General features: G+C 71.1%; 21 protein-coding genes and 2 tRNA genes. 14 read left to right on the plus strand and 9 right to left on the minus strand.

The window, feature by feature from the left end; genetic code table 11:
* Nucleotides 1-121: 121 nt before the first annotated feature.
* From rsmG to rpmH, 6 genes are all read right to left on the minus strand, one after another.
* On the minus strand, nucleotides 122-862 hold the full coding sequence (gene rsmG / locus ACIQD7_RS21820; RefSeq protein WP_373682704.1) for a 16S rRNA (guanine(527)-N(7))-methyltransferase RsmG: 741 nt from the start codon (nucleotides 860-862) through the stop codon (nucleotides 122-124).
* A 93-nt stretch (nucleotides 863-955) separates the two neighbouring features.
* Nucleotides 956-1,468 (minus strand): R3H domain-containing nucleic acid-binding protein, encoded by a 513-nt coding sequence (locus ACIQD7_RS21825; protein WP_121829134.1) that lies wholly within the window; start codon nucleotides 1,466-1,468, stop codon nucleotides 956-958.
* Nucleotides 1,469-1,498: 30 nt separating this feature from the next.
* On the minus strand, nucleotides 1,499-2,830 hold the full coding sequence (yidC, locus tag ACIQD7_RS21830) for a membrane protein insertase YidC (protein WP_402443547.1): 1,332 nt from the start codon (nucleotides 2,828-2,830) through the stop codon (nucleotides 1,499-1,501).
* A 3-nt stretch (nucleotides 2,831-2,833) separates the two neighbouring features.
* Nucleotides 2,834-3,160: a membrane protein insertion efficiency factor YidD gene (gene yidD, locus ACIQD7_RS21835; RefSeq protein WP_053640024.1), complete on the minus strand. Its 327-nt coding sequence runs from the start codon at nucleotides 3,158-3,160 to the stop codon at nucleotides 2,834-2,836.
* A complete protein-coding gene (gene rnpA / locus ACIQD7_RS21840) occupies nucleotides 3,157-3,528 on the minus strand; it encodes a ribonuclease P protein component (RefSeq protein WP_402443549.1) in 372 nt (123 codons plus the stop codon). The genes yidD and rnpA overlap by 4 nt, the downstream gene beginning before the upstream one ends.
* Before the next feature lie 21 nt (nucleotides 3,529-3,549).
* A complete protein-coding gene (gene rpmH / locus ACIQD7_RS21845) occupies nucleotides 3,550-3,687 on the minus strand; it encodes a 50S ribosomal protein L34 (RefSeq protein ID WP_015659252.1) in 138 nt (45 codons plus the stop codon).
* Nucleotides 3,688-4,084: 397 nt separating this feature from the next.
* Between rpmH and dnaA the strand changes: the two genes are divergently transcribed.
* The 11 genes from dnaA (at nucleotide 4,085) to ACIQD7_RS21900 (ending at nucleotide 19,308) form a co-directional block, all read left to right on the plus strand.
* Complete coding sequence (gene dnaA / locus ACIQD7_RS21850) at nucleotides 4,085-5,866, plus strand: chromosomal replication initiator protein DnaA (protein WP_121829132.1); 1,782 nt, start codon at nucleotides 4,085-4,087, stop codon at nucleotides 5,864-5,866.
* Between the two features lie 947 nt (nucleotides 5,867-6,813).
* Nucleotides 6,814-7,944, plus strand: a complete 1,131-nt coding sequence (gene dnaN / locus ACIQD7_RS21855; RefSeq protein WP_030205035.1) for a DNA polymerase III subunit beta — start codon at nucleotides 6,814-6,816, stop codon at nucleotides 7,942-7,944.
* A 201-nt stretch (nucleotides 7,945-8,145) separates the two neighbouring features.
* Complete coding sequence (gnd, locus tag ACIQD7_RS21860; protein ID WP_402443552.1) at nucleotides 8,146-9,024, plus strand: phosphogluconate dehydrogenase (NAD(+)-dependent, decarboxylating); 879 nt, start codon at nucleotides 8,146-8,148, stop codon at nucleotides 9,022-9,024.
* Between the two features lie 56 nt (nucleotides 9,025-9,080).
* A complete protein-coding gene (gene recF / locus ACIQD7_RS21865; protein WP_402443554.1) occupies nucleotides 9,081-10,202 on the plus strand; it encodes a DNA replication/repair protein RecF in 1,122 nt (373 codons plus the stop codon).
* A gap of 22 nt (nucleotides 10,203-10,224) precedes the next feature.
* Complete coding sequence (locus ACIQD7_RS21870) at nucleotides 10,225-10,794, plus strand: DUF721 domain-containing protein (RefSeq protein WP_121829130.1); 570 nt, start codon at nucleotides 10,225-10,227, stop codon at nucleotides 10,792-10,794.
* A gap of 1,178 nt (nucleotides 10,795-11,972) precedes the next feature.
* Nucleotides 11,973-14,003: a DNA topoisomerase (ATP-hydrolyzing) subunit B gene (gene gyrB, locus ACIQD7_RS21875; RefSeq protein ID WP_402443556.1), complete on the plus strand. Its 2,031-nt coding sequence runs from the start codon at nucleotides 11,973-11,975 to the stop codon at nucleotides 14,001-14,003.
* Nucleotides 14,004-14,044: 41 nt separating this feature from the next.
* Nucleotides 14,045-16,660, plus strand: a complete 2,616-nt coding sequence (gene gyrA / locus ACIQD7_RS21880) for a DNA gyrase subunit A (protein ID WP_402443557.1) — start codon at nucleotides 14,045-14,047, stop codon at nucleotides 16,658-16,660.
* Nucleotides 16,661-16,769: 109 nt separating this feature from the next.
* Entirely contained in the window at nucleotides 16,770-17,333 is a 564-nt protein-coding gene (locus tag ACIQD7_RS21885) for a DUF3566 domain-containing protein (protein ID WP_062753762.1), read from the plus strand.
* A gap of 110 nt (nucleotides 17,334-17,443) precedes the next feature.
* Nucleotides 17,444-17,517: transfer RNA gene (locus ACIQD7_RS21890), tRNA-Ile, on the plus strand.
* 169 nt (nucleotides 17,518-17,686) lie between these two features.
* On the plus strand, nucleotides 17,687-17,821 hold the full coding sequence (locus ACIQD7_RS21895) for a DLW-39 family protein (RefSeq protein ID WP_003958712.1): 135 nt from the start codon (nucleotides 17,687-17,689) through the stop codon (nucleotides 17,819-17,821).
* A gap of 185 nt (nucleotides 17,822-18,006) precedes the next feature.
* Complete coding sequence (locus ACIQD7_RS21900) at nucleotides 18,007-19,308, plus strand: hypothetical protein (protein WP_402443560.1); 1,302 nt, start codon at nucleotides 18,007-18,009, stop codon at nucleotides 19,306-19,308.
* Between the two features lie 4 nt (nucleotides 19,309-19,312).
* Here ACIQD7_RS21900 and ACIQD7_RS21905 read toward each other — a convergent pair whose 3' ends face one another.
* Entirely contained in the window at nucleotides 19,313-20,701 is a 1,389-nt protein-coding gene (locus ACIQD7_RS21905; protein ID WP_402443562.1) for a protein kinase, read from the minus strand.
* Between the two features lie 61 nt (nucleotides 20,702-20,762).
* Nucleotides 20,763-21,311 carry a DNA-binding protein gene (locus ACIQD7_RS21910; RefSeq protein WP_121829125.1) on the minus strand — a complete coding sequence of 183 codons (549 nt, stop codon included), beginning with the start codon at nucleotides 21,309-21,311 and terminating at the stop codon, nucleotides 20,763-20,765.
* Between the two features lie 129 nt (nucleotides 21,312-21,440).
* On the opposite strand from ACIQD7_RS21910, the gene ACIQD7_RS21915 reads away from it, so the two are divergent.
* From ACIQD7_RS21915 to ACIQD7_RS21925, 3 genes are all read left to right on the plus strand, one after another.
* Nucleotides 21,441-21,513: transfer RNA gene (locus tag ACIQD7_RS21915), tRNA-Ala, on the plus strand.
* A 168-nt stretch (nucleotides 21,514-21,681) separates the two neighbouring features.
* On the plus strand, nucleotides 21,682-22,962 hold the full coding sequence (locus ACIQD7_RS21920) for an MFS transporter (RefSeq protein WP_402443564.1): 1,281 nt from the start codon (nucleotides 21,682-21,684) through the stop codon (nucleotides 22,960-22,962).
* Nucleotides 22,963-23,107: 145 nt separating this feature from the next.
* Entirely contained in the window at nucleotides 23,108-23,491 is a 384-nt protein-coding gene (locus ACIQD7_RS21925; protein ID WP_402443566.1) for a DUF6344 domain-containing protein, read from the plus strand.
* A 435-nt stretch (nucleotides 23,492-23,926) separates the two neighbouring features.
* Here the strand turns inward: ACIQD7_RS21925 and ACIQD7_RS21930 are convergent, their stop codons facing one another.
* Complete coding sequence (locus tag ACIQD7_RS21930) at nucleotides 23,927-24,652, minus strand: DUF5324 family protein (RefSeq protein ID WP_121829115.1); 726 nt, start codon at nucleotides 24,650-24,652, stop codon at nucleotides 23,927-23,929.
* Nucleotides 24,653-24,751 lie beyond the last annotated feature (99 nt).

Genomic DNA, 24,751 nt, shown 5'->3' on the forward strand with positions numbered 1-24,751 from the left:
CTCCGCCGGGGCCGGTCGACACTCCGAAATGGGACGTATGCGACGCCCGGCGGCGTCAGTGATCCCCCGCGATCTCCCGCGCTCCCCGTGATCCCCGTGATCCCCTGTCGACGGCGTCCCGTCAGCGGCGCCGACGGGTCTTGCTCGTCCGGGCGGCCTTGGCCCGCTTGGCCGCGAACCGCACACCGCCGGGGCTCTCGCCGACCTCCACCCGGACGACCGTGGACAGGGGGTCCACGATCCCCTCACCCACCTGGAGCACCGAGGTCTCCACCACGCCGAGGCGGGAGAGGGCGGCGCGAGCGCCGTCGATCTCCTCCTGCGCGGTGTCGCCCTTGAGCGCCAGCATCTCTCCGTACGGACGCAGCAGGGGAACGCCCCAGCCGGCCAGTCGGTCCAGCGGAGCCACCGCGCGCGCGGTCACCACGTGCACGGGCGTGATCTTGCCGAGCATCTCCTCCGCGCGTCCCCGGACCACGGTGACGTGGTCGAGGCCGAGCAGCTCGACGACCTCCTGGAGGAAGTTCGTCCGGCGCAGCAGCGGTTCCAGGAGCGTGATCTTCAGGTCCGGCCGGACCAGGGCCAGGGGGATGCCGGGCAGGCCGGCCCCCGAGCCGACGTCGCAGACGGTGACGCCCTCGGGGACGACCTCCGAGAGGACGGCGCAGTTCAGCAGATGGCGTTCCCAGAGCCTCGGAACCTCGCGCGGACCGATCAGACCGCGCTTCACGCCCGCGTCCGCGAGGAGCTCGGCGTACCGCACGGCCTCCGGGAAGTACTCACCGAAGACTGTCCGTGCCTGCTCCGGCGCCTCGGCGAGCTCCGCTGCCTCCGTCACGGGAACCGTCCTTCCGTACCGCACGCATGACGTGCGAGCGCACTGTGGTGGCTGACTATCAGGCTGACAAAGATCGGCCCCGCCTGCGAACAGACGGGGCCGAGACTACGTGAGGGGTCAGGCCGGGAGCACGACGACGAAGCGCTGCGGCTCCTCGCCCTCGGACTCGCTGCGCAGACCGGCGGCGGCGATCGCGTCGTGGACGACCTTGCGCTCGAACGGCGTCATCGGGTCGAGCTTGACCGGCTGGCCGCCGGCCTTCACCTCGGCCGCGGCCTTGGCGCCCAGCTCGGCGAGCTCGGAGCGCTTCTTGGCCCGGAAGCCGGCGATGTCGAGCATCAGACGGCTGCGGTCCCCGGTCTCCCGGTGCACGGCCAGGCGGGTCAGCTCCTGGAGCGCCTCCAGGACCTCGCCGTCGCGGCCGACGAGCTTCTGGAGGTCACGGCTGCTGGAGTCGCTGATGATCGAGACCGCTGCCCGGTCCGCCTCGACGTCCATGTCGATGTCGCCGTCGAGGTCGGCGATGTCGAGCAGGCCTTCGAGGTAGTCGGCCGCGATCTCGCCCTCCTGCTCCAGGCGGGTCAGGGTGTCGCCACCCTCGGCGGCGGCGGAGGTGGTGCCTTCCGTCACGGACGGGCTCCTTCTTGCGTCGGGGGAGGCTTACTTCTTGGAGGACGGGTGCTTGGGCCGCTGCTGGCCCTTGCGCTGGCCGGTCTTGCCCTGCTGGCGGGAACCACCGGAGTTGGCCCGGCTCGGACGGGTGGGCTTGTCGCCCTGGGCCTCGCCCTTCGCGCCGGTGGCCTCGGAAGCACCGGTCTTGGCCGGGCCCTGGGGCTTCTTCTCCAGCGAAGGAGCCGCCTTCTCGGCGGTCGGCTCGGAGTCGCCCTCGGCGTCCTTGACCAGGCTCTGCTGGACCGCGGCGGCCTGGCGCTGGGCCTTGGTCTGGCGCTTGGGCTGCTGGCGCCTGGCGGCGGCACCGCCCTCGGCCTCGGCCGCGATGGTGTCGCTCTTGACCACGGTGCCGTCGGCCTGGGCGGCGAAGCCGGCCTTGGCGAGGCCTCCGAAGAAGCGGCGCTCGTTCTCGTTGCGGTCGCTGCCCTTGGCGACGACGACCTTGACGACGCTCTTCCGGCGACGGCCGCGGACCTCACCGTGGTGGGTGATGCTCTTGAGCAGGCGCTGGAGGTAGGCGTCCTGGGCCTTGCTGCCCGGCGTCGGGTTCTGGTTGATCACGTACATCTGCTGGCCCATGGTCCACACGTTGGTGGTCAGCCAGTAGACGAGGACGCCGACGGGGAAGTTGATGCCCATGACGGCGAAGATCACCGGGAAGATGTACATGAGCATCTTCTGCTGCTGCATGTACGGGGTCTTCACCGAGAGGTCGACGTTCTTCATCATCAGCTGGCGCTGGGTGAAGAACTGCGAGGCCGACATCATGATGATCATGATCGCGGTGACGATGCGGACATCAGTCAGCGAGGCGTTGAGGGCCTCGACCTTCTCCGGGCTGTCCATGAACTTCGCGGCGATCGGGGCACCGAAGATGTGGGCCTGCCGGGCGCTGTCGACCAGCGCCTGGTTCATGACGCCGATCTCCTTGCCCGACGCGATGTTGGACAGCACGTGGTACAGGGCGAAGAAGAACGGCGACTGGGCCAGGATGGGAAGGCACGAGGAGAGCGGGTTGGTGCCCGTCTCCTTGTACAGCTTCATCATCTCTTCGGACTGACGCTGCTTGTCGCTCTTGTAGCGCTCCTGGATGGCCTTCATCTTCGGCTGGAGCGCCTGCATGTTCCGCGTCGACTTGATCTGCTTCACGAAGAGCGGGATCAGGCAGATGCGGATCAGGACCACGAGGGACACGATGGACAGACCCCAGGCCCAACCGGTGTCGGGGCCGAAGATCGCTCCGTACACCTTGTGGAACTGGACGATGACCCAGGAAACGGGCCAGGTGATGAAGCTGAACAGACTGGCAATCGTGTCCACTAATCAGGCTCCTTGAGCATTGGGCGAGGTCTCTGCGGCCGGGCTCGTCTCGGCGGTGGACCCGCCCTTGTCGCCGCGCAACGCGTTCCTCAGCATTTCGTGCCAGCGGGGGCGCTTCCGCGGGGGAACGTGGTCCACACCGCCGGGCGACCACGGGTTGCACCGCAGGATGCGCCATGCGGTCAGGGCCGTGCCCTTGATCGCGCCGTGCCGGTCGATGGCCGTGAATCCGTAGCGGGAACACGACGGGTAGTACCGGCAGACGGGGCCCAGCAGGGGGCTGATCGTCCACTGGTACAGCTTGATGAGAGCCAGCAGCGGGTACTTCATCGCGTGCCCCCTCCCAGGAGCCGCTGAAGAGCGGCGTCCAGGTCTCGGGCCAGCTGTGCGTGATCGGCGTTGCCGGCTCCGGGCAACGCCCGTACCACCACCAGGCTACCGGGGGGCAGGGCGGAGAGGCGGTCGCGGACGAGGTGACGCAGACGACGCTTCACCTGGTTGCGTACGACCGCACCGCCCACGGCCTTGCTCACGACGAAACCCGCACGCGTCGGGGGAGCGCTCTCCCCAGGCGCGTGCGGGTCCGTTGCACCGCTGCGTAGGTGGACGACGAGGAGCGGGCGACCGGCCCGGCGCCCTCGGCGTACCGCGGTTGCGAAGTCCTCGCGCCGCCTCAGCCGATTCTCGGTAGGCAGCACGTCATGACCTGTTTAAGTGGATCAGGCGGACAGGCTCGCGCGACCCTTGGCACGGCGGTTCGCCAGGATGGCGCGGCCGGCACGGGTGCGCATGCGCAGGCGGAAGCCGTGGGTCTTCGCGCGACGACGGTTGTTCGGCTGGAAGGTGCGCTTGCTCACTCGGGGGCTCCAGAAATGATTCGGGTGGTGGCGGGACATCGCCTGGCTGTCACCGTGCGCCCACGAGTAGCTCGCAATACGCCCGAGTGCACCGCTTCGTGATCACGGAGAGTGATCTTTGCCCATCGGAGGCAGGCGGCAGCAGCCATCGACAACTCGACCTGGTTACGGTACGCGCGGCTACGCCATCCGGTCAAACCGACCTGTCGCCACCCCCCATTGTGCACAGGCTGTGGACAACAACTTGAACCGCGTCAGTCCGCCCGACTACCGTGGGCGGACTCCACAATCTTTTCCGTTCTGTCCTCACCTGTCCTCAACGGGCCGGTCTTCCGGACTTCGATCCACCGTCCCCCGAGAACCACACCTTCGTGGGACCTGCGAGAAAGCGTGCCCTGTGGCTGACGTACCTGCCGATCTTGCCGCAGTGTGGCCGCGGGTCCTCGAGCAGCTCCTCGCCGAGGGCCAGCAGGGGATCGAGCCCAAGGACAAGCAGTGGATCGAGCGCTGCCAGCCGCTCGCCCTGGTCGCCGACACGGCCCTCCTGGCCGTGCCCAACGAGTGGGGCAAGCGCGTCCTGGAGGGCCGGCTCGCCCCGCTGATCAGCGAGACCCTCAGCCGCGAGTGCGGCCGGCCGATCCGGATCGCGATCACCGTCGACGACTCCGTCGGCGAGCAGGCGCCGCCCGCGCCCACCGTGCCGCAGCCGCAGCAGCCCCGCTACGACGAGCGCGACCGGTCCGACTCGTACGACAAGTACGACGGCTACGGGCACCGGCCGATGTCCGACGACGGGCTGCCGACCGCGCGCCCGGCCTATCCGGACTACCAGCAGCCGCAGCGGCCCGACCCCGGCTCCTGGCCGCGCACCCAGGAGGACCTCTCCTGGCAGCAGCCGCGCCTCGGCGGCTACCAGGAGCGGGCGCCGTACACCGGGCCCGAGCAGTCCCGGCAGACGCGCTACGACGAGCCCTCCCACGGCTACGAGCAGCAGCGGCCCGAGCGCGCCGAGCTGCCCGACCCGCCGAGCCACTCCGCGCGCCCCGGCCCCCGGCCGGGAGGCGGTCCGGTGCCCGGCCCCGGGGGCGTCCACGGCTCCTCGTCCTCCGGCTCCTCCGGACAGGGCTCCGGCGCGCCGGGCGAGCAGCACGCGCGGCTGAACCCGCGGTACCTCTTCGACACCTTCGTGATCGGTTCCTCGAACCGGTTCGCGCACGCGGCCGCGGTCGCGGTGGCCGAGGCGCCGGCGAAGGCGTACAACCCCCTCTTCATCTACGGGGAGTCGGGGCTCGGCAAGACCCATCTGCTGCACGCGATCGGACACTACGCGCGGAGCCTCTACCCGGGCACGCGCGTGCGGTACGTGAGCTCCGAGGAGTTCACCAACGAGTTCATCAACTCGATCCGTGACGGCAAGGGCGACACCTTCCGCAAGCGCTACCGCGACGTGGACATCCTGCTCGTCGACGACATCCAGTTCCTGGCGAGCAAGGAGTCGACGCAGGAGGAGTTCTTCCACACCTTCAACACCCTGCACAACGCGAACAAGCAGATCGTGCTCTCCTCGGACCGGCCGCCCCGGCAGCTGGTGACCCTGGAGGACCGGCTCCGCAACCGCTTCGAGTGGGGCCTCACCACCGACGTGCAGCCGCCGGAGCTGGAGACGCGCATCGCGATCCTCCGCAAGAAGGCGGTGCAGGAGCAGCTCAACGCCCCTCCGGAGGTACTGGAGTTCATCGCCTCGCGGATCTCGCGGAACATCCGCGAGCTGGAGGGCGCGCTGATCCGGGTGACGGCCTTCGCGAGCCTCAACCGGCAGCCGGTCGACCTCGGACTGACCGAGGTGGTCCTCAAGGACCTGATCCCCGGCGGCGAGGACAGCGCGCCGGAGATCACCGCTCCCGCGATCATGGCGGCCACCGCCGACTACTTCGGCCTGACGGTGGAGGACCTCTGCGGATCCTCGCGCAGCCGCGTCCTGGTGACGGCCCGCCAGATCGCCATGTACCTGTGCCGCGAGCTGACGGACCTGTCGCTGCCGAAGATCGGCGCGCAGTTCGGCGGCCGGGACCACACGACGGTGATGCACGCGGACCGGAAGATCCGGGCCCTGATGGCGGAGCGGCGCTCCATCTACAACCAGGTCACCGAACTGACCAACCGCATCAAGAACGGCTGACACGACGCGCTCCACGGGCGCCCCGGGACTCTTCCCGGGGCGCCCTTAGGCGTTCCCGGAGGCTCTCGGCAGGCGCGGCCCAGGTGCCGTGTCTCCAGGGCCGTCCCCAGGGCCGTTCGCGGGGCCGCCCCAGGGCCGTTCGCGGTGCCGTTCGGGCTCTCCGGGCGGCCGGAGTGGGCTCCGCGGGCGTTGAACACAGGCTGGGGACGGGCCGGCGGCGAGGCGGGCCTGTTCGATTGCGGCGTTCCGCTGGCGGGTTCTCCACAGATTGCGGGATGATCACCCGTCCACAGGGTGGGGACTGCGAAGTTATCCGGATTTTGTCCACAGGGCTGGCTGGTGACAGGGCATCACCCCAGTTCAGACCCTTGGGGAATTGTTGGCAAACGTTATCCACAGGTTGTGGACGGAACTTTCGTCCACAGGGGGCCTCGACGGTTGTCCACCGGCCGCCCACAGGGGACGGTCTGTTGCCCACAGCTTCTCCACAGCCCTGTCCACTGTTCGGCAACGAAACACCCGTCCTCACCTCGAAGAGTGAAAGCGGTCACACCAAGGGAGACGATTGGCCTGTGGGGAACCTGGGTAAAGCTGGGGACAGCGCTGGGGAGAACTCCCTGTGTCCTGTGTATGGGGTGTGCAGAACTTTCGGGTGTCCACAGAGACCCCCGGTTTTCCACTGGTTCCGCCCACAGGCACGGTGGACAAAAAACTGGGTCTGACCTGCGTGGACGGGGTTATCCACCGTTTCCACAGGCCCTACTACTACTCCCACCTAGAGTTAGCTCGGAATCCGCTTTGAAGCAGGGCCTGTGCACAACTCGGCGCCGGAGCTTCGACCGCCCCTCGTCCCGACTTGACCCCGAGCAGCACCGAGTGTCGGCGGCGTACGTCAGACTGGTTCCCGCAGTCGACGAAGAGCCAGCAACAAGCAGGAGGCGGTTCCGGTGAAGATCCGGGTGGAGCGCGACGTACTCGCCGAGGCGGTGGCCTGGGTGGCCCGCAGCCTCCCGGCCCGTCCGCCGGCGCCCGTACTCGCGGGCCTTCTGCTGAAGGCCGAGGACGGCGCCCTGAGCTTCTCGAGCTTCGACTACGAGGTCTCCGCGCGGGTCTCGGTCGAGGCGGAGGTCGAGGAGGACGGCACCGTCCTCGTCTCCGGCCGCCTGCTCGCCGACATCTGCCGCGCCCTCCCCAACCGTCCGGTGGAGATCTCCACAGACGGTGTACGGGCGACCGTGGTCTGCGGCTCCTCCCGCTTCACCCTCCACACCCTGCCTGTGGAGGAGTACCCGGCGCTGCCGGAGATGCCCACCGCGACGGGCACCGTCCCCGGCGAGGTCTTCGCCTCCGCCGCCGCGCAGGTGGCCATCGCCGCCGGCCGTGACGACACGCTCCCCGTCCTCACCGGCGTGCGCATCGAGATCGAGGGCGACACGGTCACCCTGGCCTCCACCGACCGCTACCGCTTCGCGGTACGCGAGTTCCTGTGGAAGCCGGAGTCCCCGGACGCCTCCGCGGTCGCCCTGGTGCCCGCGAAGACCCTCCTGGACACCGCCAAGGCGCTCACCAGCGGCGACACGGTCACCCTGGCGCTCTCCGGCTCCGGCAAGGGCGAGGGCCTCATCGGCTTCGAGGGCGCGGGCCGCCGCACCACCACCCGCCTGCTCGAGGGCGACCTGCCGAAGTACCGGACGCTCTTCCCCACCGAGTTCAACTCGGTCGCGGTGATCGAGACCGCGCCCTTCGTCGAGGCCGTCAAGCGCGTGGCCCTGGTGGCCGAGCGCAACACCCCGGTCCGGCTGAGCTTCGAGCAGGGCGTGCTGATCCTGGAGGCGGGCTCCAGCGACGACGCACAGGCTGTGGAGAGGGTCGACGCGCAGCTGGAGGGCGACGACATCTCGATCGCCTTCAACCCGACCTTCCTGCTCGACGGTCTGAGCGCGATCGACTCCCCGGTCGCCCAGCTCTCCTTCACGACCTCCACCAAGCCGGCGCTGCTCAGCGGCAAGCCCGCGGTGGACGCCGAGGCGGACGAGGCCTACAAGTACCTGATCATGCCGGTGCGGCTGAGCGGCTGATGCCCGTCGGGTCCTGCCGGGGGTCCGGGGGTCGTCCCCCGGGAGACCGCAGTATGCCGGTGCGGCTGAGCGGCTGATGCCCTGCTCCTCTGCCTTCGTGGGGGGCTTCGCCTGAGCGGCTGACCCCACAGGTGTGCACCCGCGTCCGGGCGTAGGCTCGGACGCGGGTACGAACCGCACACGACGCTTAAGGAATCTCTGATGGAGCTCGGTCTCGTCGGTCTCGGCAAGATGGGCGGCAACATGCGCGAGCGCATTCGCCGCGCAGGCCACACCGTCATCGGATACGACCGCAACCCGGACCTCGCCGACGTCCACAGCCTCGAAGAGCTTGTGGGCAAGCTCAAGGGTCCGCGCGTCGTGTGGGTCATGGTCCCGGCCGGTGCCGCGACCCAGTCCACCATCGACGAGCTGGCCGACCTGCTCTCCCCCGGCGACGTCGTCGTGGACGGCGGGAACTCGCGCTGGACGGACGACGAGAAGCACGCCGAGGAGCTGGCCGCCAAGGGCATCGGCTTCGTCGACTGCGGCGTCTCCGGCGGCGTGTGGGGCCTGGAGAACGGCTACGCGCTGATGTACGGCGGCGACGCCGAGAACGTGGCGAAGGTCCAGCCGATCTTCGACGCGCTCAAGCCCGAGGGCGACTTCGGCTCGGTCCACGCGGGCAAGGTCGGCGCCGGCCACTTCGCGAAGATGGTCCACAACGGCATCGAGTACGCGATGATGCAGGCGTACGCCGAGGGCTGGGAGCTCCTGGAGAAGGTCGACTCCGTCACCGACGTGCGCGAGGTCTTCCGCTCCTGGCAGGAGGGCACGGTCATCCGCTCCTGGCTGCTCGACCTGGCCGTCAACGCCCTGGACGAGGACGAGCACCTGGACGGACTGCGCGGCTACGCCCAGGACTCCGGCGAGGGCCGGTGGACCGTCGAGGCCGCCATCGACAACGCCGTACCGCTGCCGGCGATCACCGCGTCCCTGTTCGCGCGGTTCGCCTCGCGCCAGGACGACTCCCCGCAGATGAAGATGATCGCCGCGCTGCGCAACCAGTTCGGCGGCCACGCGGTCGAGACGAAGAAGTAATCCACAGGCTGTGCACCCGGCGGTGCACGGCAGCCGGGGAAGGTCGGCGCCCAACCATGCACGTCACGCATCTGTCGCTGGCCGACTTCCGTTCCTACGCCCGGGTCGAGGTCCCGCTCGACCCGGGCGTCACCGCTTTCGTGGGCGCGAACGGCCAGGGCAAGACCAATCTGGTCGAGGCCATCGGCTATCTCGCGACCCTCGGCAGCCACCGCGTCGCCTCCGACGCCCCGCTCGTCCGGATGGGGGCCGAGCGCGCGGTGATCCGGGCCGCCGTCGCCCAGGGCGAGCGCTCCCAGCTGATCGAGCTGGAGCTCAACCCGGGCCGGGCCAATCGCGCCCGTATCAACAGGTCCTCGCAGGTCAGGCCGCGTGACGTGCTGGGGATCGTACGGACCGTGCTGTTCGCGCCCGAGGACCTCGCCCTGGTGAAGGGCGACCCCGGCGAGCGCCGGCGCTTCCTCGACGAGCTGATCACGGCGCGCGCGCCGCGCATGGCGGGCGTGCGCGCTGACTACGAGCGCGTGCTCAAGCAGCGCAACACGCTCCTGAAGTCGGCCGCGATGGCCCGGCGGCACGGCGGGCGCGGCATGGACCTGTCGACCCTGGACGTCTGGGACCAGCACCTGGCGCGGGCGGGCGCCGAGCTGCTCGCCCAGCGGCTCGACCTCATCGGCGTGCTGCAGCCGCTCGCGGACAAGGCGTACGAGCAGCTCGCGCCCGGTGGCGGGCCGATCCTCCTGGAGTACCGGCCCTCCGCGCCGGGCGCCGGAAGCACCCGCGAGGAGCTGTACGAGCAGGTGCTCGCCGCCCTCGCCGAGGTCCGCAAGCAGGAGATCGAGCGGGGCGTCACGCTCGTCGGGCCGCACCGGGACGAGCTGCTGCTCAAGCTCGGGGACCTGCCCGCGAAGGGGTACGCGAGCCACGGGGAGTCCTGGTCGTACGCCCTGGCGCTGCGGCTCGCCTCGTACGACCTGCTGCGGGCCGAGGGCAACGAGCCGGTGCTCGTCCTCGACGACGTCTTCGCCGAGCTGGACGCGCGCCGGCGCGAGCGGCTCGCGGAGCTGGTGGCGCACGGCGAGCAGGTCCTGGTGACGGCCGCCGTGGACGACGACGTGCCGGGGGTGCTCGCGGGGGCGCGGTACGGGGTGGCCGACGGGACGGTGGAACGCGTATGACCCGTACGACCGTGGAGCGCGCATGAGCGAGGAAGACTTTCCCCAGCCTGTGGACGGTCCGGCGGCCGCCGGAACCCCGGTTCCCGAGGCCTCGGGCGTCGACCTCGCCCGGGTGGCACTGCGTGCCGCCAAGGAGCAGGCGAAGGCGCGGGGCGCGGCCGCGCAGCAGAAGAAGCAGGCCCGGCGCGGGGGCGGGCTGCGGTCCGGCGCGCGCGCCGACGGGCGCGACCCGATGGCGCTCGGCGCCGCGATCAACCGGCTGATCACCGAGCGGGGCTGGGAGACGCCGGCGGCGGTCGGCGGGGTCATGGGCCGCTGGCCGCAGATCGTCGGCGAGGACCTGGCGAAGCACTGCGTACCGGTGCGGTTCGACGACGAACCGGACGCGCGGGTACTGACCGTGCAGTGCGACTCGACCGCGTGGGCCACGCAGCTGCGGCTCCTCGCGCCGAAGCTCGTCGCACGGCTCAACGAGGACCTGGGGCACGGGACGGTCCGGCTGATCAAGGTGCTGGGACCGGGGGCGCCGAGACGGGGGTACGGACCGCTGCGGGCGCCGGGGTCGGTGGGCCCCGGCGACACGTACGGCTAGGGCGCCGGGCGGCCGGGTCCTCCTCTGCGCGCGGGGCCTCGTTCTCATGACGCGCGGGCGCGCGGGTACGGGTACGGGTACAGCGGGAAGGCACCGCACCGGTGGCGTCGCGCCCACCCGTTCCGCCTCGCGGAAGGTATGCCCACGACGGGCGGGGTGTGCGCCCCGCGACGGGAGCGGGGCGGAGCGCGCCCCCGCGACAGGAACGGATCGTGTGCCCGCGACGGGCAGCGGATCGCCCGCGCTCGACGGGCGGATCGTGCCCCGCAGCGGGAGCGGACCGCGCGCCCGCGAGAGGGACGGGCCGAGTCCTCGCGATGAGAGCGCGGCGCGCCCCGCTGCGGACGGGTCGCCCGCCCGCAGCGGGAACCGATCACACCACGACGGGACGGTCGCGCCCCCCACGGCGGCAGCGGTTCGCGCGCACGGCGGGAGGAGGGTCGCGTCCCCACAATGGGAGTGGTTCGCGCGCACGGCGGGAGGACGGTCGCGTCCCCACAGTGGGAGTGGTTCGCGCGCACAACAAGGCAGACCACGTCCCCGCAGTCGCAGCGGATCGCACCCGACGAGAACAGACCATGACCGACGGCGCCGGCGGCTCGCGCGCCCACGGCAGGACGGCCCCGCCCCCGCGGCGGAAGCGACTCGCCCGTCCACGGCAGGACGGGCCCCACCCCCGCAGCGGAAGCGGATCGCGTGCCCACGACAAGGCGGACCACCCCTGACGGACGGCGGCGGATCGCGCGTACGACGGGGCGGATCCGTGCGTACGGCGGGGCGGATCGTGCCCCCACAGCGGGAGCCGACCGCGTGCCCGAGGCGGGGCGGACCCCGCCCCCGCGACCCCGCCGGATCGCCCCCCACCCCGGCCCCGGACCCGCCCCCGCCCCGGAACCGGCCCCCGTCCCGTGGCGTCCAAGATCATGCGTTGACAACGTTGGACCCCCGGCGCCCACGCCGCGCTACGGGTCGAAGCGCTGGGTGGCCGTCAGAGGGCTCTGGAGCCCCTATCCGGATATGGGGAGTCGTCTCGCTCCCGCTCAGGGCGGCACATGCGGACTCAGGTACCGGCAAACCCCCATGAGTGTCGGCGCTACCGGTAGACTGGAAGACAATCCCGCCACCCTGCGGAACATGTCGAACGACGCAGCCGCTCCCGTATGCCCGGAGAACGGCCTGTGCTGTGCCAGAAAGGGCGCTTCGTGGCCGATTCCGGCAACCCCAACGAGAACAACCAGTACACCGCCAGCAACATCCAGGTCCTCGAAGGCCTGGATGCCGTGCGCAAGCGCCCTGGCATGTACATCGGCTCGACCGGCGAGCGCGGTCTGCACCACATGGTGCAGGAGGTCGTCGACAACTCGGTCGACGAAGCCCTGGCCGGCCACGCCGACACCATCGACGTGACGATCCTGCCCGACGGCGGCGTCCGCGTCGTCGACAACGGCCGCGGCATCCCGGTGGGCATCGTGGCCTCCGAGGGCAAGCCGGCCGTCGAGGTCGTCCTGACCGTGCTGCACGCGGGCGGCAAGTTCGGCGGCGGCGGCTACGCCGTCTCCGGCGGTCTGCACGGCGTCGGCGTCTCCGTCGTGAACGCCCTGTCCACCAAGGTCTCCGTCGAGATCAAGACGGACGGCCACCGCTGGACGCAGGACTACAAGATGGGCGTCCCGACCGCCCCGCTCGCCCAGCACGAGGCAACCTCGGAGACCGGCACGTCGGTGACCTTCTGGTCCGACCCGGACATCTTCGAGACCACCGAGTACTCCTTCGAGACGCTCTCGCGCCGCTTCCAGGAGATGGCCTTCCTCAACAAGGGCCTCACCATCACGCTCACCGACGAGCGCGAGTCCGCGAAGGCCACGGTCGGCGCCGACGACCCGGACGCCGAGGCAGCCGCCGAGGCGCCCGCCCGGAGGGTCGAGTACCACTACGAGGGCGGCATCGTCGACTTCGTGAAGTACCTCAACTCGCGCAAGGGCGAGCTGATCAACCCCACCGTCATCGACATCGAGGCCGAGGACAAGGAGCGCCTGCTCTCGGTCGAGATCGCGATGCAGTGGAACTCCTCGTACAGCGAGGGCGTGTACTCCTTCGCGAACACGATCCACACCCACGAGGGCGGTACGCACGAGGAGGGCTTCCGTGCCGCGCTGACCACGCTGGTCAACAAGTACGCGCGCGACAAGAAGCTGCTCCGCGAGAAGGACGACAACCTCACGGGCGACGACATCCGCGAGGGCCTGACCGCGATCATCTCGGTCAAGCTCGGCGAGCCGCAGTTCGAGGGCCAGACGAAGACCAAGCTCGGCAACACCGAGGCGAAGACCTTCGTCCAGAAGGTCGTCCACGAGCACCTGACGGACTGGTTCGACCGCAACCCGAACGAGGCCGCGGACATCATCCGCAAGGGCATCCAGGCCGCCACCGCGCGTGTGGCCGCCCGCAAGGCGCGCGACCTGACCCGCCGCAAGGGCCTCCTGGAGTCGGCGTCCCTGCCGGGCAAGCTCTCCGACTGCCAGTCGAACGACCCGTCCAAGTGCGAGATCTTCATCGTCGAGGGCGACTCCGCCGGCGGCTCGGCCAAGTCCGGCCGCAACCCGATGTACCAGGCCATCCTGCCGATCCGCGGCAAGATCCTGAACGTCGAGAAGGCCCGCATCGACAAGATCCTGCAGAACACCGAGGTCCAGGCGCTGATCTCCGCCTTCGGCACCGGCGTGCACGAGGACTTCGACATCGAGAAGCTCCGCTATCACAAGATCATCCTGATGGCGGACGCCGACGTCGACGGCCAGCACATCAACACCCTGCTGCTGACCTTCCTCTTCCGCTTCATGCGCCCGCTGGTCGAGGCCGGTCACGTCTACCTCTCCCGCCCGCCGCTCTACAAGATCAAGTGGGGCCGGGACGACTTCGAGTACGCCTACTCGGACCGGGAGCGGGACGCGCTCGTCGAGCTGGGCAAGCAGAACGGCAAGCGGATCCGCGAGGACTCGATCCAGCGCTTCAAGGGCCTCGGCGAGATGAACGCCGAGGAGCTGCGCGTCACCACCATGGACGTCGAGCACCGGGTGCTCGGCCAGGTGACCCTGGACGACGCGGCCCAGGCCGACGACCTGTTCTCGGTGCTGATGGGCGAGGACGTCGAGGCACGCCGCTCGTTCATCCAGCGGAACGCCAAGGACGTCCGCTTCCTCGACATCTGAGTCGGTCCCCGCTGACCGTACGAAAGGACTGACGACCAGCAATGGCCGACGAAAACACCTCCGGTACCACCGAAGAGCAGGAGCCCGTGCTGCGGATCGAGCCCGTCGGGCTCGAGACCGAGATGCAGCGCTCGTACCTCGACTACGCGATGTCCGTCATCGTGTCCCGCGCGCTGCCCGACGTGCGGGACGGCCTCAAGCCCGTCCACCGGCGCGTGCTCTACGCGATGTACGACGGCGGCTACCGGCCGGAGAAGGGCTTCTACAAGTGCGCCCGCGTCGTCGGTGACGTCATGGGCACGTACCACCCGCACGGCGACACCTCGATCTACGACGCGCTTGTCCGCCTCGCCCAGCCCTGGTCGATGCGGCTGCCGCTCGTCGACTCCAACGGCAACTTCGGCTCCCCGGGCAACGACCCGGCCGCCGCCATGCGCTACACCGAGTGCAAGATGGCGCCGCTGTCGATGGAGATGGTCCGGGACATCGACGAGGAGACCGTCGACTTCCAGGACAACTACGACGGCCGCAACCAGGAGCCGACGGTCCTGCCGGCCCGGTTCCCGAACCTGCTCGTCAACGGCTCGGCCGGCATCGCGGTCGGCATGGCGACCAACATCCCGCCGCACAACCTGCGCGAGGTCGCCGAGGGCGCCCAGTGGTACCTGGCCCACCCCGAGGCCTCGCACGAGGAGCTGCTCGACGCGCTCATCGAGCGGATCAAGGGCCCCGACTTCCCCACCGGCGCGCTCGTCGTCGGCCGCAAGGGCATCGAGGAGGCGTACCGCACCGGGCGCGGCTCCATCACGATGCGCGCGGTCGTCGAGGTCGAGGAGATCCAGAACCGCCAGTGCCTGGTGGTCACGGAGCTGCCGTACCAGACCAACCCGGACAACCTCGCGCAGAAGATCGCCGACCTGGTGAAGGACGGCAAGATCGGCGGCATCGCCGACGTCCGTGACGAGACCTCGTCCCGGACCGGCCAGCGCCTGGTCATCGTGCTCAAGCGCGACGCCGTCGCCAAGGTCGTCCTGAACAACCTGTACAAGCACACCGACCTCCAGTCGAACTTCGGCGCCAACATGCTGGCGCTCGTCGACGGCGTGCCGCGCACCCTCTCGCTCGACGCGTTCATCCGCCACTGGGTGACGCACCAGATCGAGGTCATCGTCCGCCGGACCCGCTTCCGGCTGCGCAAGGCCGAGGAGCGCGCCCACATCCTGCGCGGCCTCCTCAAGGCCCTCGACGCGATCGACGAGGTCATCGCGCTGATCCGGCGCAGCGACACGGTCGAGGTCGCCCGGGCCGGCCTGATGGACCTGCTGAGCATCGACGAGATCCAGGCCAACGCGATCCTGGAGATGCAGCTCCGCCGGCTCGCCGCCCTGGAGCGCCAGAAGATCGTCGCCGAGCACGACGAGCTCCAGGCGAAGATCAACGAGTACAACGCGATCCTGGCCTCGCCCGAGAAGCAGCGGACGATCGTCAGCGAGGAGCTGGCCGCGCTGGTCGAGCGCTTCGGCGACGACCGCCGCTCCAAGCTCGTGCCCTTCGACGGCGACATGTCCATCGAGGACCTGATCGCCGAGGAAGACATCGTCGTCACCATCACGCGCGGTGGCTACGTGAAGCGGACGAAGACCGAGGACTACCGCTCGCAGAAGCGCGGCGGCAAGGGCGTGCGGGGCACGAAGCTGAAGCAGGACGACATCGTCGACCACTTCTTCGTCTCCACCACCCACCACTGGCTGCTCTTCTTCACCAACAAGGGCCGGGTCTACCGGGCCAAGGCGTACGAGCTGCCGGACGCCGGCCGGGACGCCCGCGGCCAGCACGTGGCCAACCTCCTCGCCTTCCAGCCGGACGAGCAGATCGCCCAGATCCTGGCGGTCCGCGACTACGAGGCCGCGCCGTACCTGGTGCTCGCCACCAAGGCCGGCCTGGTGAAGAAGACCGCGCTGAAGGACTACGACTCGCCCCGCTCCGGCGGCGTCATCGCGATCAACCTGCGCGCGCTGGACAACGGCGAGGACGACGAGCTGATCGGCGCCGAGCTGGTCTCGGCCGAGGACGACCTGCTGCTCATCAGCAAGAAGGCGCAGTCCATCCGGTTCACCGCCACGGACGACGCGCTGCGTCCGATGGGACGCGCCACTTCGGGTGTCAAGGGCATGAGTTTCCGCGAGGACGACGAACTGCTCTCGATGAATGTCGTCCGGCCGGGTACGTTCGTCTTCACCGCGACCGACGGCGGGTACGCGAAGCGCACCCCCGTCGACGAGTACCGCGTCCAGGGTCGTGGCGGCCTCGGCATCAAGGCCGCCAAGATCGTGGAGGACCGCGGCTCGCTCGTGGGCGCGCTGGTGGTCGAGGAGACGGACGAGATCCTCGCCATCACGCTGTCCGGCGGTGTGATTCGTACGCGAGTCAACGAAGTCAGGGAGACCGGCCGTGACACCATGGGCGTCCAGCTGATCAACCTGGGCAAGCGCGACGCCGTCGTCGGCATCGCGCGGAACGCCGAGGCGGGCGAGGCCGACGACGAGATCGACGACGCCGACGAGGTCGAGGGCGGTGTCGAGGTGACCGAGGCCGCGGTGGTCGAGGTCAGGACAGCCGAGGGCACGGAGCCCTCGGCCGGGGAGCACGAGGAGTAAGAGCGTGAGTGGAGCCACGGGCGCCGGATCTGCGGCCGCCGGAGCTTCTTCTGCAGGTGCCGGCGCGAGCGGCGCCCGTGGTTCCGCCACGGACTCCCAGGGGGTTGCGGTGACGGACACTCGGGGGCAGCAGCCCTCGTACGAGAGCTACAACGGGCCGCTGCCCGGCGAGCGTGCCGGTGGGCAGGCGAGCGGGCCGTACCACCCGCCGCAGGCGTACGGCGCCCCGACGACGGGCGGCACGGCGGGCGGGCAGACCGGGGCCGTGCGCCGGCCCCGGACGGGCGCGCGCACGACGCCCCGGACGCGCAAGGCCCGGCTGCGGGTGGCGAAGGCCGACCCGTGGTCGGTGATGAAGGTGAGCTTCCTGCTCTCCATCGCGCTCGGCATCTGCACGGTCGTGGCCGCGGCGGTGCTGTGGATGGTCATGGACGCCATGGGCGTCTTCTCGACGGTCGGCGGGACGATCAGCGAGGCCACGGGCTCGAACGAGTCCAACGGCTTCGACCTGCAGTCGTTCCTCTCGCTGCCGCGAGTGCTGATGTTCACCTCGGTGATCGCCGTGATCGACGTGGTCCTGATGACCGCCCTGGCGACGCTCGGCGCGTTCATCTACAACCTGTCGGCCGGTTTCGTGGGCGGCGTCGAGCTGACGCTGGCCGAGGACGAGTAGCGGCCGCACGGGACGCGCGGGGCCGGTCCGGACAACGGATTTTGGGACTGGCCCCCACGTGCGCTAATCTTCAGGAGTCAGCGCGCGGGACACACACCGCAAAGCGCGGCGGGGCTATAGCTCAGTTGGTTAGAGCGCATCCCTGATAAGGATGAGGCCACAGGTTCAAATCCTGTTAGCCCCACATTTTCGATCGGCCCGGACGGTTCATCCGTCCGGGCCGATTCCCTTTGCCCCGGAGTGAATCGGGGACATCGTGGGTTTGAAACTCGTACAGGTCACCGATCGGTATCGGTCGCTGTGTAGAGTGGGCGTCAGAAGTCTCCTACGTCAACGAAAGACGAGGTCGCGCGGTGAAGAAGCTTCTCCTGGTCGCACTGGCCGCCATCGGCGGGCTCCTCGTGTACCGCCAGATCCAGGCGGATCGCGCCGAGCAGGATCTGTGGACGGAGGCGACCGACTCCGTGCCCGCAGGTTCGGGTGTCTGAGACGAAGACCGTCTGTGGGTGAAGCCCCGGCCGCACGTGTGCGGGCCGGGGCTTCGCTCTGTTCCGGGACCGTCACGATCCCCCCGGGCCCTGTCGGCGGTTTGCCTGGGCGAATATGTTGCTTGCCCACGTGAAGGAAGCGATCAGGAAGCGATCCGCGTGAAGGAAGCGATGAGGGGGAGCGCGTGAAGAAGCGGGCCGGCAACGTCAGGAGGGCGGGGGCCCTGATCGCGGCCGCCGCGGCGGTGGGCACGGTGGCGGGGCCGCCCGCCCAGGCCCGGGCCGCCGACGGGGAGGCGCTCCCGCCGTACGCCTTCGACTCCACCGCCCAGCGGGTCCGGGGCGCCGCCTCCAGCTCCGACGCGCGGCCGCTGGAGGCCGGGCGGACCTACCGCGACACGCTCGGGAAGGACGGCAAGGTCTACTACCGGGTCGTCCTCGACGGGAAGCGGAACACGTACGTCTCCGTGGTCGCCGTTCCCAAGCCCGGCGGCAAGGTGGACTACGGCGACGGCTTCAAGGTCAGCATCCAGGACAACTCCGGCACCGAGTGCGGCCACCAGCAGGCGCGCTTCTCCTCGGCGCAGTACGCCCGCCCCCTCGCCGCGTACGCCCGCCGCATCGTGAACCCGGAGGGTTCCGGCTGCCAGCAGCCGGGGAACTACTACGTGCTCGTCGAGCGCACCACGAACGCGGGCTCCGACCCGGCCGACTGGGAGCTGGAGATCCGGCACCTGTCCGAGCCGCTCCTGAAGAAGGCGGGGCCGACCGAGCTTCCGGAGGCCTGGCCGTCCGCCACGCCCCCGCCCCTGACGGGCGAGCCGAAGCCCCGGCAGGGCGGCTCGGGGGTCCACGCCGCGGCCTCGCTGACGCAGGGCGAGTGGCGGGCCGACATCCGGCCCGGACAGACCCTCTTCTACCGGGTCCCCCTCGACTGGGGACAGCAGTTCTTCGCCACCGCCGAACTGGGCAGCAGCGCGAAGGGCGACGACTACGTCTCCAACGCGCTGGTGCTCTCCCTCGACAACCCGGCGCTCGGCCACGTGGCCGACGAGACCGTCGGCTACAGCGGGAAGCAGGCGACGCTGGCGCTCGGCCCGCAGCGGCCGGTGGCGCACGAGAACCGCACCTCGTACAACGAGGCCACGAGCGGGATGCGGTTCGCCGGCTGGTACTACCTGTCCGCCACGCTCAGCCCGGAGCTCGCCGCGGAGTACGGCGACGGGCCGGTGCCGCTGACGCTGCGGGTGAACGTGCTGAACGCGGCGAAGGCCGGACCCGGGTACGACGGGGACCCCGGCCCGTTCGCCGTGACCCCCGACGACAGGCGGACGGCCGAGAAGGGGTCCAGCGGGGCGCAGGCGGCCGAGGAGGCGGAGCGCGGCGACGCCATGCGGCTGGTCGCCACGGCCGGGATCGGCACCGGGACGGTGCTGCTGCTCGGCCTCGGCGCGTGGACGCTGATCGCGCGGAGGACGGCGGTGTGACCCCTCAGATCTGAGTGAGGGCCCAGAAGCCGACCGCGAGGCAGACGAGCGCGAGCAGGAGCACCGGGACCGCGACCTTCGGGGGCGGTCCCGGACGGCGTACGGGGGCGGGAGCGGCCACGGGGGCCGTCACCGGCTGCGGGTACCCGTAGGGGCCGGGCGCCTGGACGGGCTGGGCGGTGTACGGGTTCGTGGGGGCCTGCCCGTAGGGCGACCCCGAGGGGGCCGGATGCGCGACCGGCGGGGGGAGGTGGAAGCTGCCCGTCTCGGAGGGGCTCGGCGGGGGCGGGACGGCGGCCGTGGCGCTCGGGGCAGCGGCCGGGTGCGGAGGCTGGTGCTGGGGCGGTACGGGCGGGGGGAGGGGGCGCCCGGGGTCGGTGGCCGTGGGGGTGCCCGGGGCGGCGGGCGCGGAGGCGGCTGCGGAGAGGGCCGTGGCGGGGTTCTGGGAGCCCTGGTGGTCTTGGCGGTCCTGCGCGGAGCCGGTCGTGGGGCCGGTCGTGGGACGTGTGGGGTTCGTGGGGCCCTCGGGGCCGAAGCCCGGCGGCAGGGGGCCGAGTTGGTCGAAGATCTCGACCGGCTCCTCGTCGGCGTCCGGCTCGGGCAGCATCTCGACGGCGGCGCTCAGCGCCTTGCGCGCCCCCGTGGCCGTACGGAAGCGGGCCTGCGGATCGGGCTGGAGCAGCCCCGTGAGGACCTGCCAGAGGGGCTCGGGGATGCCCTCGGGGGCGCCGGGGGTGCCGTGCGTGAGGAAGTGCTCGACCAGGGCCTGGGAGTCCGGCTTGCGGCCCTGGAGCAGATAGAGCGCGACCAGGCCGACGGCGAACAGGTCGGCGGTGAAGTCGGGTTCGGCGCCGAGGAGCTGCTCGGGCGCGAAGTAGCCGGGCGTCCCCACGACGTAGTCGGTCTCGGTGAGCCGGGGTTCGCCCTTGCGCATGGAGATGCCGAAGTCGGAGAGCCGCAGGTGCGGCCGCCCGGTCCCGGTGACGTCGAGGAGGATGTTGGCCGGCTTGATGTCCCGGTGGACGACCCCCTCGGCGTGCACCGTGGCGAGCCCCGAGAGCAGCTGGTCGAGGAGGACGCAGACGAAGCGGGGCGGCAGCGGGCCGTAGTCCCCGATGACGTGGGCCAGGGAGCCGCCGGCCACCAGGTCCATGGTGAAGAGGACCTTGTCGTCGTCGGCGGCCCAGCTGGCCGGGGCGAGGACGTGCGGGTGGTCGATGCGCAGCGCCTGCTCGCGGACGAAGCGGAGCAGGGTGTGGGCGTCGCTCTGGAGCAGCACCTTGGCCGCCACGTAACGGCGGCGCCGGTGGTCCCAGGCCCGCCACACCGCGCCCGCCCCGCCCCGTCCGATCGGGTCGATCAGCTCGTACCGTCCGGCGAAGACCTCACCCATCGTGCTGCGCCCGCTCCCCGTCGCTTCGACTCTCCCCGGGCCCGGCCGGCCGCCGGACCCCTCAGTTCTGGTGCGACTCGTAGTGGGCGACCGCCTCCGCGGTGCGCCCGGCGCCGTACACCCGGAGGAACTCTGCCAGTTCCGGGTGGGCCGGGGCGAGCGAGTCGGCGGCGTCGATGATGTCGCCCGCGGCCGCGACGGAGCGCAGCAGGGACTGGATCTCGCGGACCACCCGGCGCACGGTCGGGGCGCCGGAGCCGTTGCCGGTCTGGCCCGAGCCGGTGAGGACCGAGCCGCCCTGCGACTTCTTGACCTCCTCCATCCGGTCCGTGGCCTCGGCGGCGCTGACGCTGCCGTCGGCGACCTGCACGGCGAGCTCCTGGAGGGCCTGGACGCGCTGGACGACGGCCGGGTTGCCGATCTTCGCCCGCTGGCCGCTCATCAGCTGGGACAGCATGGGCGCGGAGAGCCCGAGCACGGCCGCGAGCCTGGCCTGATTGAGCCCGAGATCGTCGATCAGCCGACGGAAGAGCGCCCCCAACGGCTCCCCGTACCAACTGCGCTGAAGCTCTCTGGCTCTGGCCGTGGCTTCCTGCTGCGCTGCGTCCATCACTTCTCCCCATCCCTGCGGTTCGCCACTGCGAACCTCGATCAGCATCTTACGGAGCGTGGTCGCGGACCGGGAGTCCCAATCCTTTTGCCGGGCATGGGTGGTGACCCGGTACGCTGTCCTTGTTCCGGGGCCTTAGCTCAGTTGGTAGAGCGCTGTCTTTGCATGGCAGATGTCAGGGGTTCGACTCCCCTAGGCTCCACTCCGGAAAGACCCCCCTGACCTGCGGAAGCGCGGGCCAGGGGGGTCTTTCGCGTGTCCCCCGGGGGCCGGGGTCGTGGCGCTGGGTGATCAAGGACCCGAGTGGCCCAGGCGCGAAGGGCGTCAATGGACCAGGGAGGGTGGGCCACCCGGCCCTAGCGTCGTGTCCATGGCGAACGAGACGAACGCGCGGGAACGGACGTACGGGCCCGGACCGCGGGGGCCCGAGGCGTACGGGCCCGAGCCGGGCGGGTCCGGGAACGGCGGGCGCGCGCCCCGCGCGCTGGTGGTCGCGCAGTTCGTCAACGCGGTCGGGGACGGGGCCTTCTACGTCTCCTCGGCGCTCTACTTCACCCGGATCGTCGGGCTCTCGGCGCCGCAGATCGGGGCCGGGCTCGCGGTCGCCTGGGCCGTCGGATCGGTCGCCGGGGTGCCGCTGGGGCACCTGGCCGACCGGCGGGGGCCGCGCGGGACCGCCGTCCTGCTCGCCCTGGCCACCGCCGGGTCCGTCGGGAGCTTCCTCGTCCTGCGGTCCTTCCTGCCGTTCCTCTGCGCGGCCGTCGCGTACGCCACGGCGCAGAGCGGGCTCGCCGCGGCCCGGCAGGCCCTGCTCGCCGGGCTCGTCGGGCCGGCCGCGCGGACGCGGGTGCTCGCCCGGCTCCAGGCCGTCCTCAACGGCGGGCTGGCCGTGGGGGCCGCGCTCGGCGGGCTCGCGCTGCACGCCGGGACGCGGACCGCGTACCTCGCCGTCTTCGCGCTGGACGCCGTCGCGTTCCTGGGCTGCGCGCTCGTCCTCGCCCGGCTGCCCGCGGTGGCGCCCGCCCGGGGGACGCCGGGCGAGGGGCCGGGGCTCGCGGTGCTGCGGGACCGGCCGTACGCGCTCCTGGCCCTCCTCAACGCCCTGATGCTGCTGCGGATGCCGCTCCTCAGCCTCGCCCTGCCGCTGTGGATCGTGGAGCGGACGGCGGCGCCCGGCTGGACCGTGTCCGCGCTCTTCGTCCTCAACACCGGCGCGGTGACGCTCTTCCAGGTCCGCGCCGCCCGGTCCGTGACGGACCTGACCACGGCCGCGCGGGCGGTGCGGTGGTCGGGGGCGGTCATGTGCGCCGCGTGCGCGGTCTTCGCCCTGTCGGGGCTCGGCCGGGGCGCCGGAGCGGGGGTCGCGGCGGCGGTGCTCGTCCTCGGGGCCGTGCTCCAGGTCCTCGCCGAGATGCGGCACTCGGCGGGCTCGTGGCAGATCGGCTTCGCGCTGGCCCCCGACGACCGGATCGGCCAGTACCAGGGCTTCTACGGCACCGGGGTCCCCGTCGCCCGCACCCTCGGGCCGCTGCTCGTCACCACGCTGCTCATCGGGTGGGGCGTGCCGGGGTGGCTGCTCCTGGGCGGGGTCTTCCTGGTCGCGGGGGCGGCGACCGGGCCCGCCGTGCGCTGGGCGGAAGCCGCCCGCTGATCCGTACGAGTGGTGTTCATCCGAAGAACTGCGCGCGGGCGGCGTCGCTCCGTGCCATTCCGGGGCGCAGCCACATCATGAGGAAGGTATGTAAAGCGCGCAACCCGAAATGAACCATCCGAGAACATCACGAAAGTGAGGGGTCATGGCCACCGCCAAGGTCAAGCAGTTCTGGGCCGCCTTCATCTCCGTCCTCTTCGCCCTGCTCGCCTCCGTCGGCCTGACGGGCACCGCCGCCGCGGCCCAGCAGCCCGCCGTGCAGCAGCCCGAGGAGCCGGCCGCCTCCGCCGCCGCGAGCACCTCTGCCGCGGCCGGGGCCGGGGAGCGCGCGTCCGCCTCCGTACCGGCACAGCGGGCACACCGGTGGCCGCTCGCCGGGGACCGGTCCCTGCCGCCCACCATCAAGCAGCGCATCGCCGCCGAGGCCCACGGTTCCTCCCCCGCCGCGCGCCAGCGGTCGTCCGCGCCCGCCGCGGCCGAGAGCGACCCGGTCGCGCTGACGGAGCTGGCGCTCGCCTCTGCGGCGTAGGGCGCGGGAAGACCACGACGTGCACTCCCCGCGCCTCGCCCGCTACGCCACGGCGCTCACGGCGCCCGCGGCGATCTGGTACCGCCCGGCAGGACCCGGCACCGTCCGGCAGGAGCCGGTGGAACTCAACCCCGGACGACAGGGCCCGGCAGGACCCGGCACCGTCCGGTGGAACTCAGTAGATACCGGCGCTGTCCGTAACATCCGGCAGGACTCAGTAGGTACCGGCGCTTTCCGCAACATCCGGCAGGACCCCGTGGGGTCCGGCCTCGTACGACGGGGACCCCTGGGTCCCGGCACCATCCGGCGGACCCCATTAGGTCCCGGCGCTATCCATCAGAACCCGGCAAGGCCCGGCCCCGTACAGCAGGACCCGATGGACACCGGAACCGTCCTGCGGGACGCGGCAGGGACCTATCGGGAAACCCTCTCCGGTCAGCGGCCCTCTTCGCGCCGCTCGGCCTCCTCCTTGGCGTCCAGCTCCGCGGCCTCCGCCCGGGCCTCGGTCTCCTTGGCCTCCACCTCCGGGTCGAGGACGGACCCACTGCCGTCGACGGACGTCAGTACGGTGACTTCCTCGTCCACTTCGGTGGCGGCGGGCGGCTCGACCAGCCAGTCGGGGTTCGACTGCTTGTCCCACCACTTCCAGGCGGCGAACACGCCGCCGGCCACCACGCCGAGGACGACGAGTCCCTTGGCAAGGCGCCCGGCCCTGGCCCGGCGCTCGTGCTTCCTCACGATCTTCTGGATGTCCTTCGGCGTCACCTGACCGCGCAGCGCGGCCCAGGCGGCCGTGGAACGCGCACCGGCCTCCTCGAGGGCCGGAGCGGTCGCGGCGACCGCGCTCTCGACGCGCGGAGCGGTGTAGTCGGCTGCCTGACGGGCGGCCCGGCGGGTCTTGACCGCCGCACGGTGTGCGGCCGCGTCGACCCGCGGCGGTACCCGCGGTGCGACGTACGCGTCGTACTGCGTACGAGCCTGCGTACGGGCCTGCTTGGCGGCCTTCGAGAGCTTGGGCGCGATGATCTCCCGCGCCTCGTGCGCGTAGTGCGTGGCGTGGTCCCTGGCCGTCTCGGCGTAGGGTGCCACCGCGTCGGCGGCGTGCAGGACGCTCTCCTTCGCCGAACCTGTGGCGGCGCGCACGCTGTCCATGCGGGTCACGGGATTCCTCCTCCTCGGTGGCGATGTCAGGTTTTCGCCTTTCCATCCTCTTCGGAATCATGCCCGTCGGAGCCAGGTCCGGCATGTGGGGCGGGCATC

Origin of the sequence: Streptomyces sp. NPDC093071 (assembly GCF_044754545.1) — a bacterium.
Lineage (GTDB): Bacteria > Actinomycetota > Actinomycetes > Streptomycetales > Streptomycetaceae > Streptomyces.

Coding starts and splice junctions, on each gene's coding strand:
- yidD (WP_053640024.1), bottom strand. CDS start 3,160: ATGAAGTACCCGCTGCTGGCTCTCATCAAGCTGTACCAGTGGACGATC.
- ACIQD7_RS21920 (WP_402443564.1), top strand. CDS start 21,682: ATGGCGAACGAGACGAACGCGCGGGAACGGACGTACGGGCCCGGACCG.
- ACIQD7_RS21905 (WP_402443562.1), bottom strand. CDS start 20,701: ATGGGTGAGGTCTTCGCCGGACGGTACGAGCTGATCGACCCGATCGGA.
- gyrA (WP_402443557.1), top strand. CDS start 14,045: ATGGCCGACGAAAACACCTCCGGTACCACCGAAGAGCAGGAGCCCGTG.
- ACIQD7_RS21910 (WP_121829125.1), bottom strand. CDS start 21,311: ATGGACGCAGCGCAGCAGGAAGCCACGGCCAGAGCCAGAGAGCTTCAG.
- ACIQD7_RS21870 (WP_121829130.1), top strand. CDS start 10,225: ATGAGCGAGGAAGACTTTCCCCAGCCTGTGGACGGTCCGGCGGCCGCC.
- ACIQD7_RS21925 (WP_402443566.1), top strand. CDS start 23,108: ATGGCCACCGCCAAGGTCAAGCAGTTCTGGGCCGCCTTCATCTCCGTC.
- gnd (WP_402443552.1), top strand. CDS start 8,146: ATGGAGCTCGGTCTCGTCGGTCTCGGCAAGATGGGCGGCAACATGCGC.
- recF (WP_402443554.1), top strand. CDS start 9,081: ATGCACGTCACGCATCTGTCGCTGGCCGACTTCCGTTCCTACGCCCGG.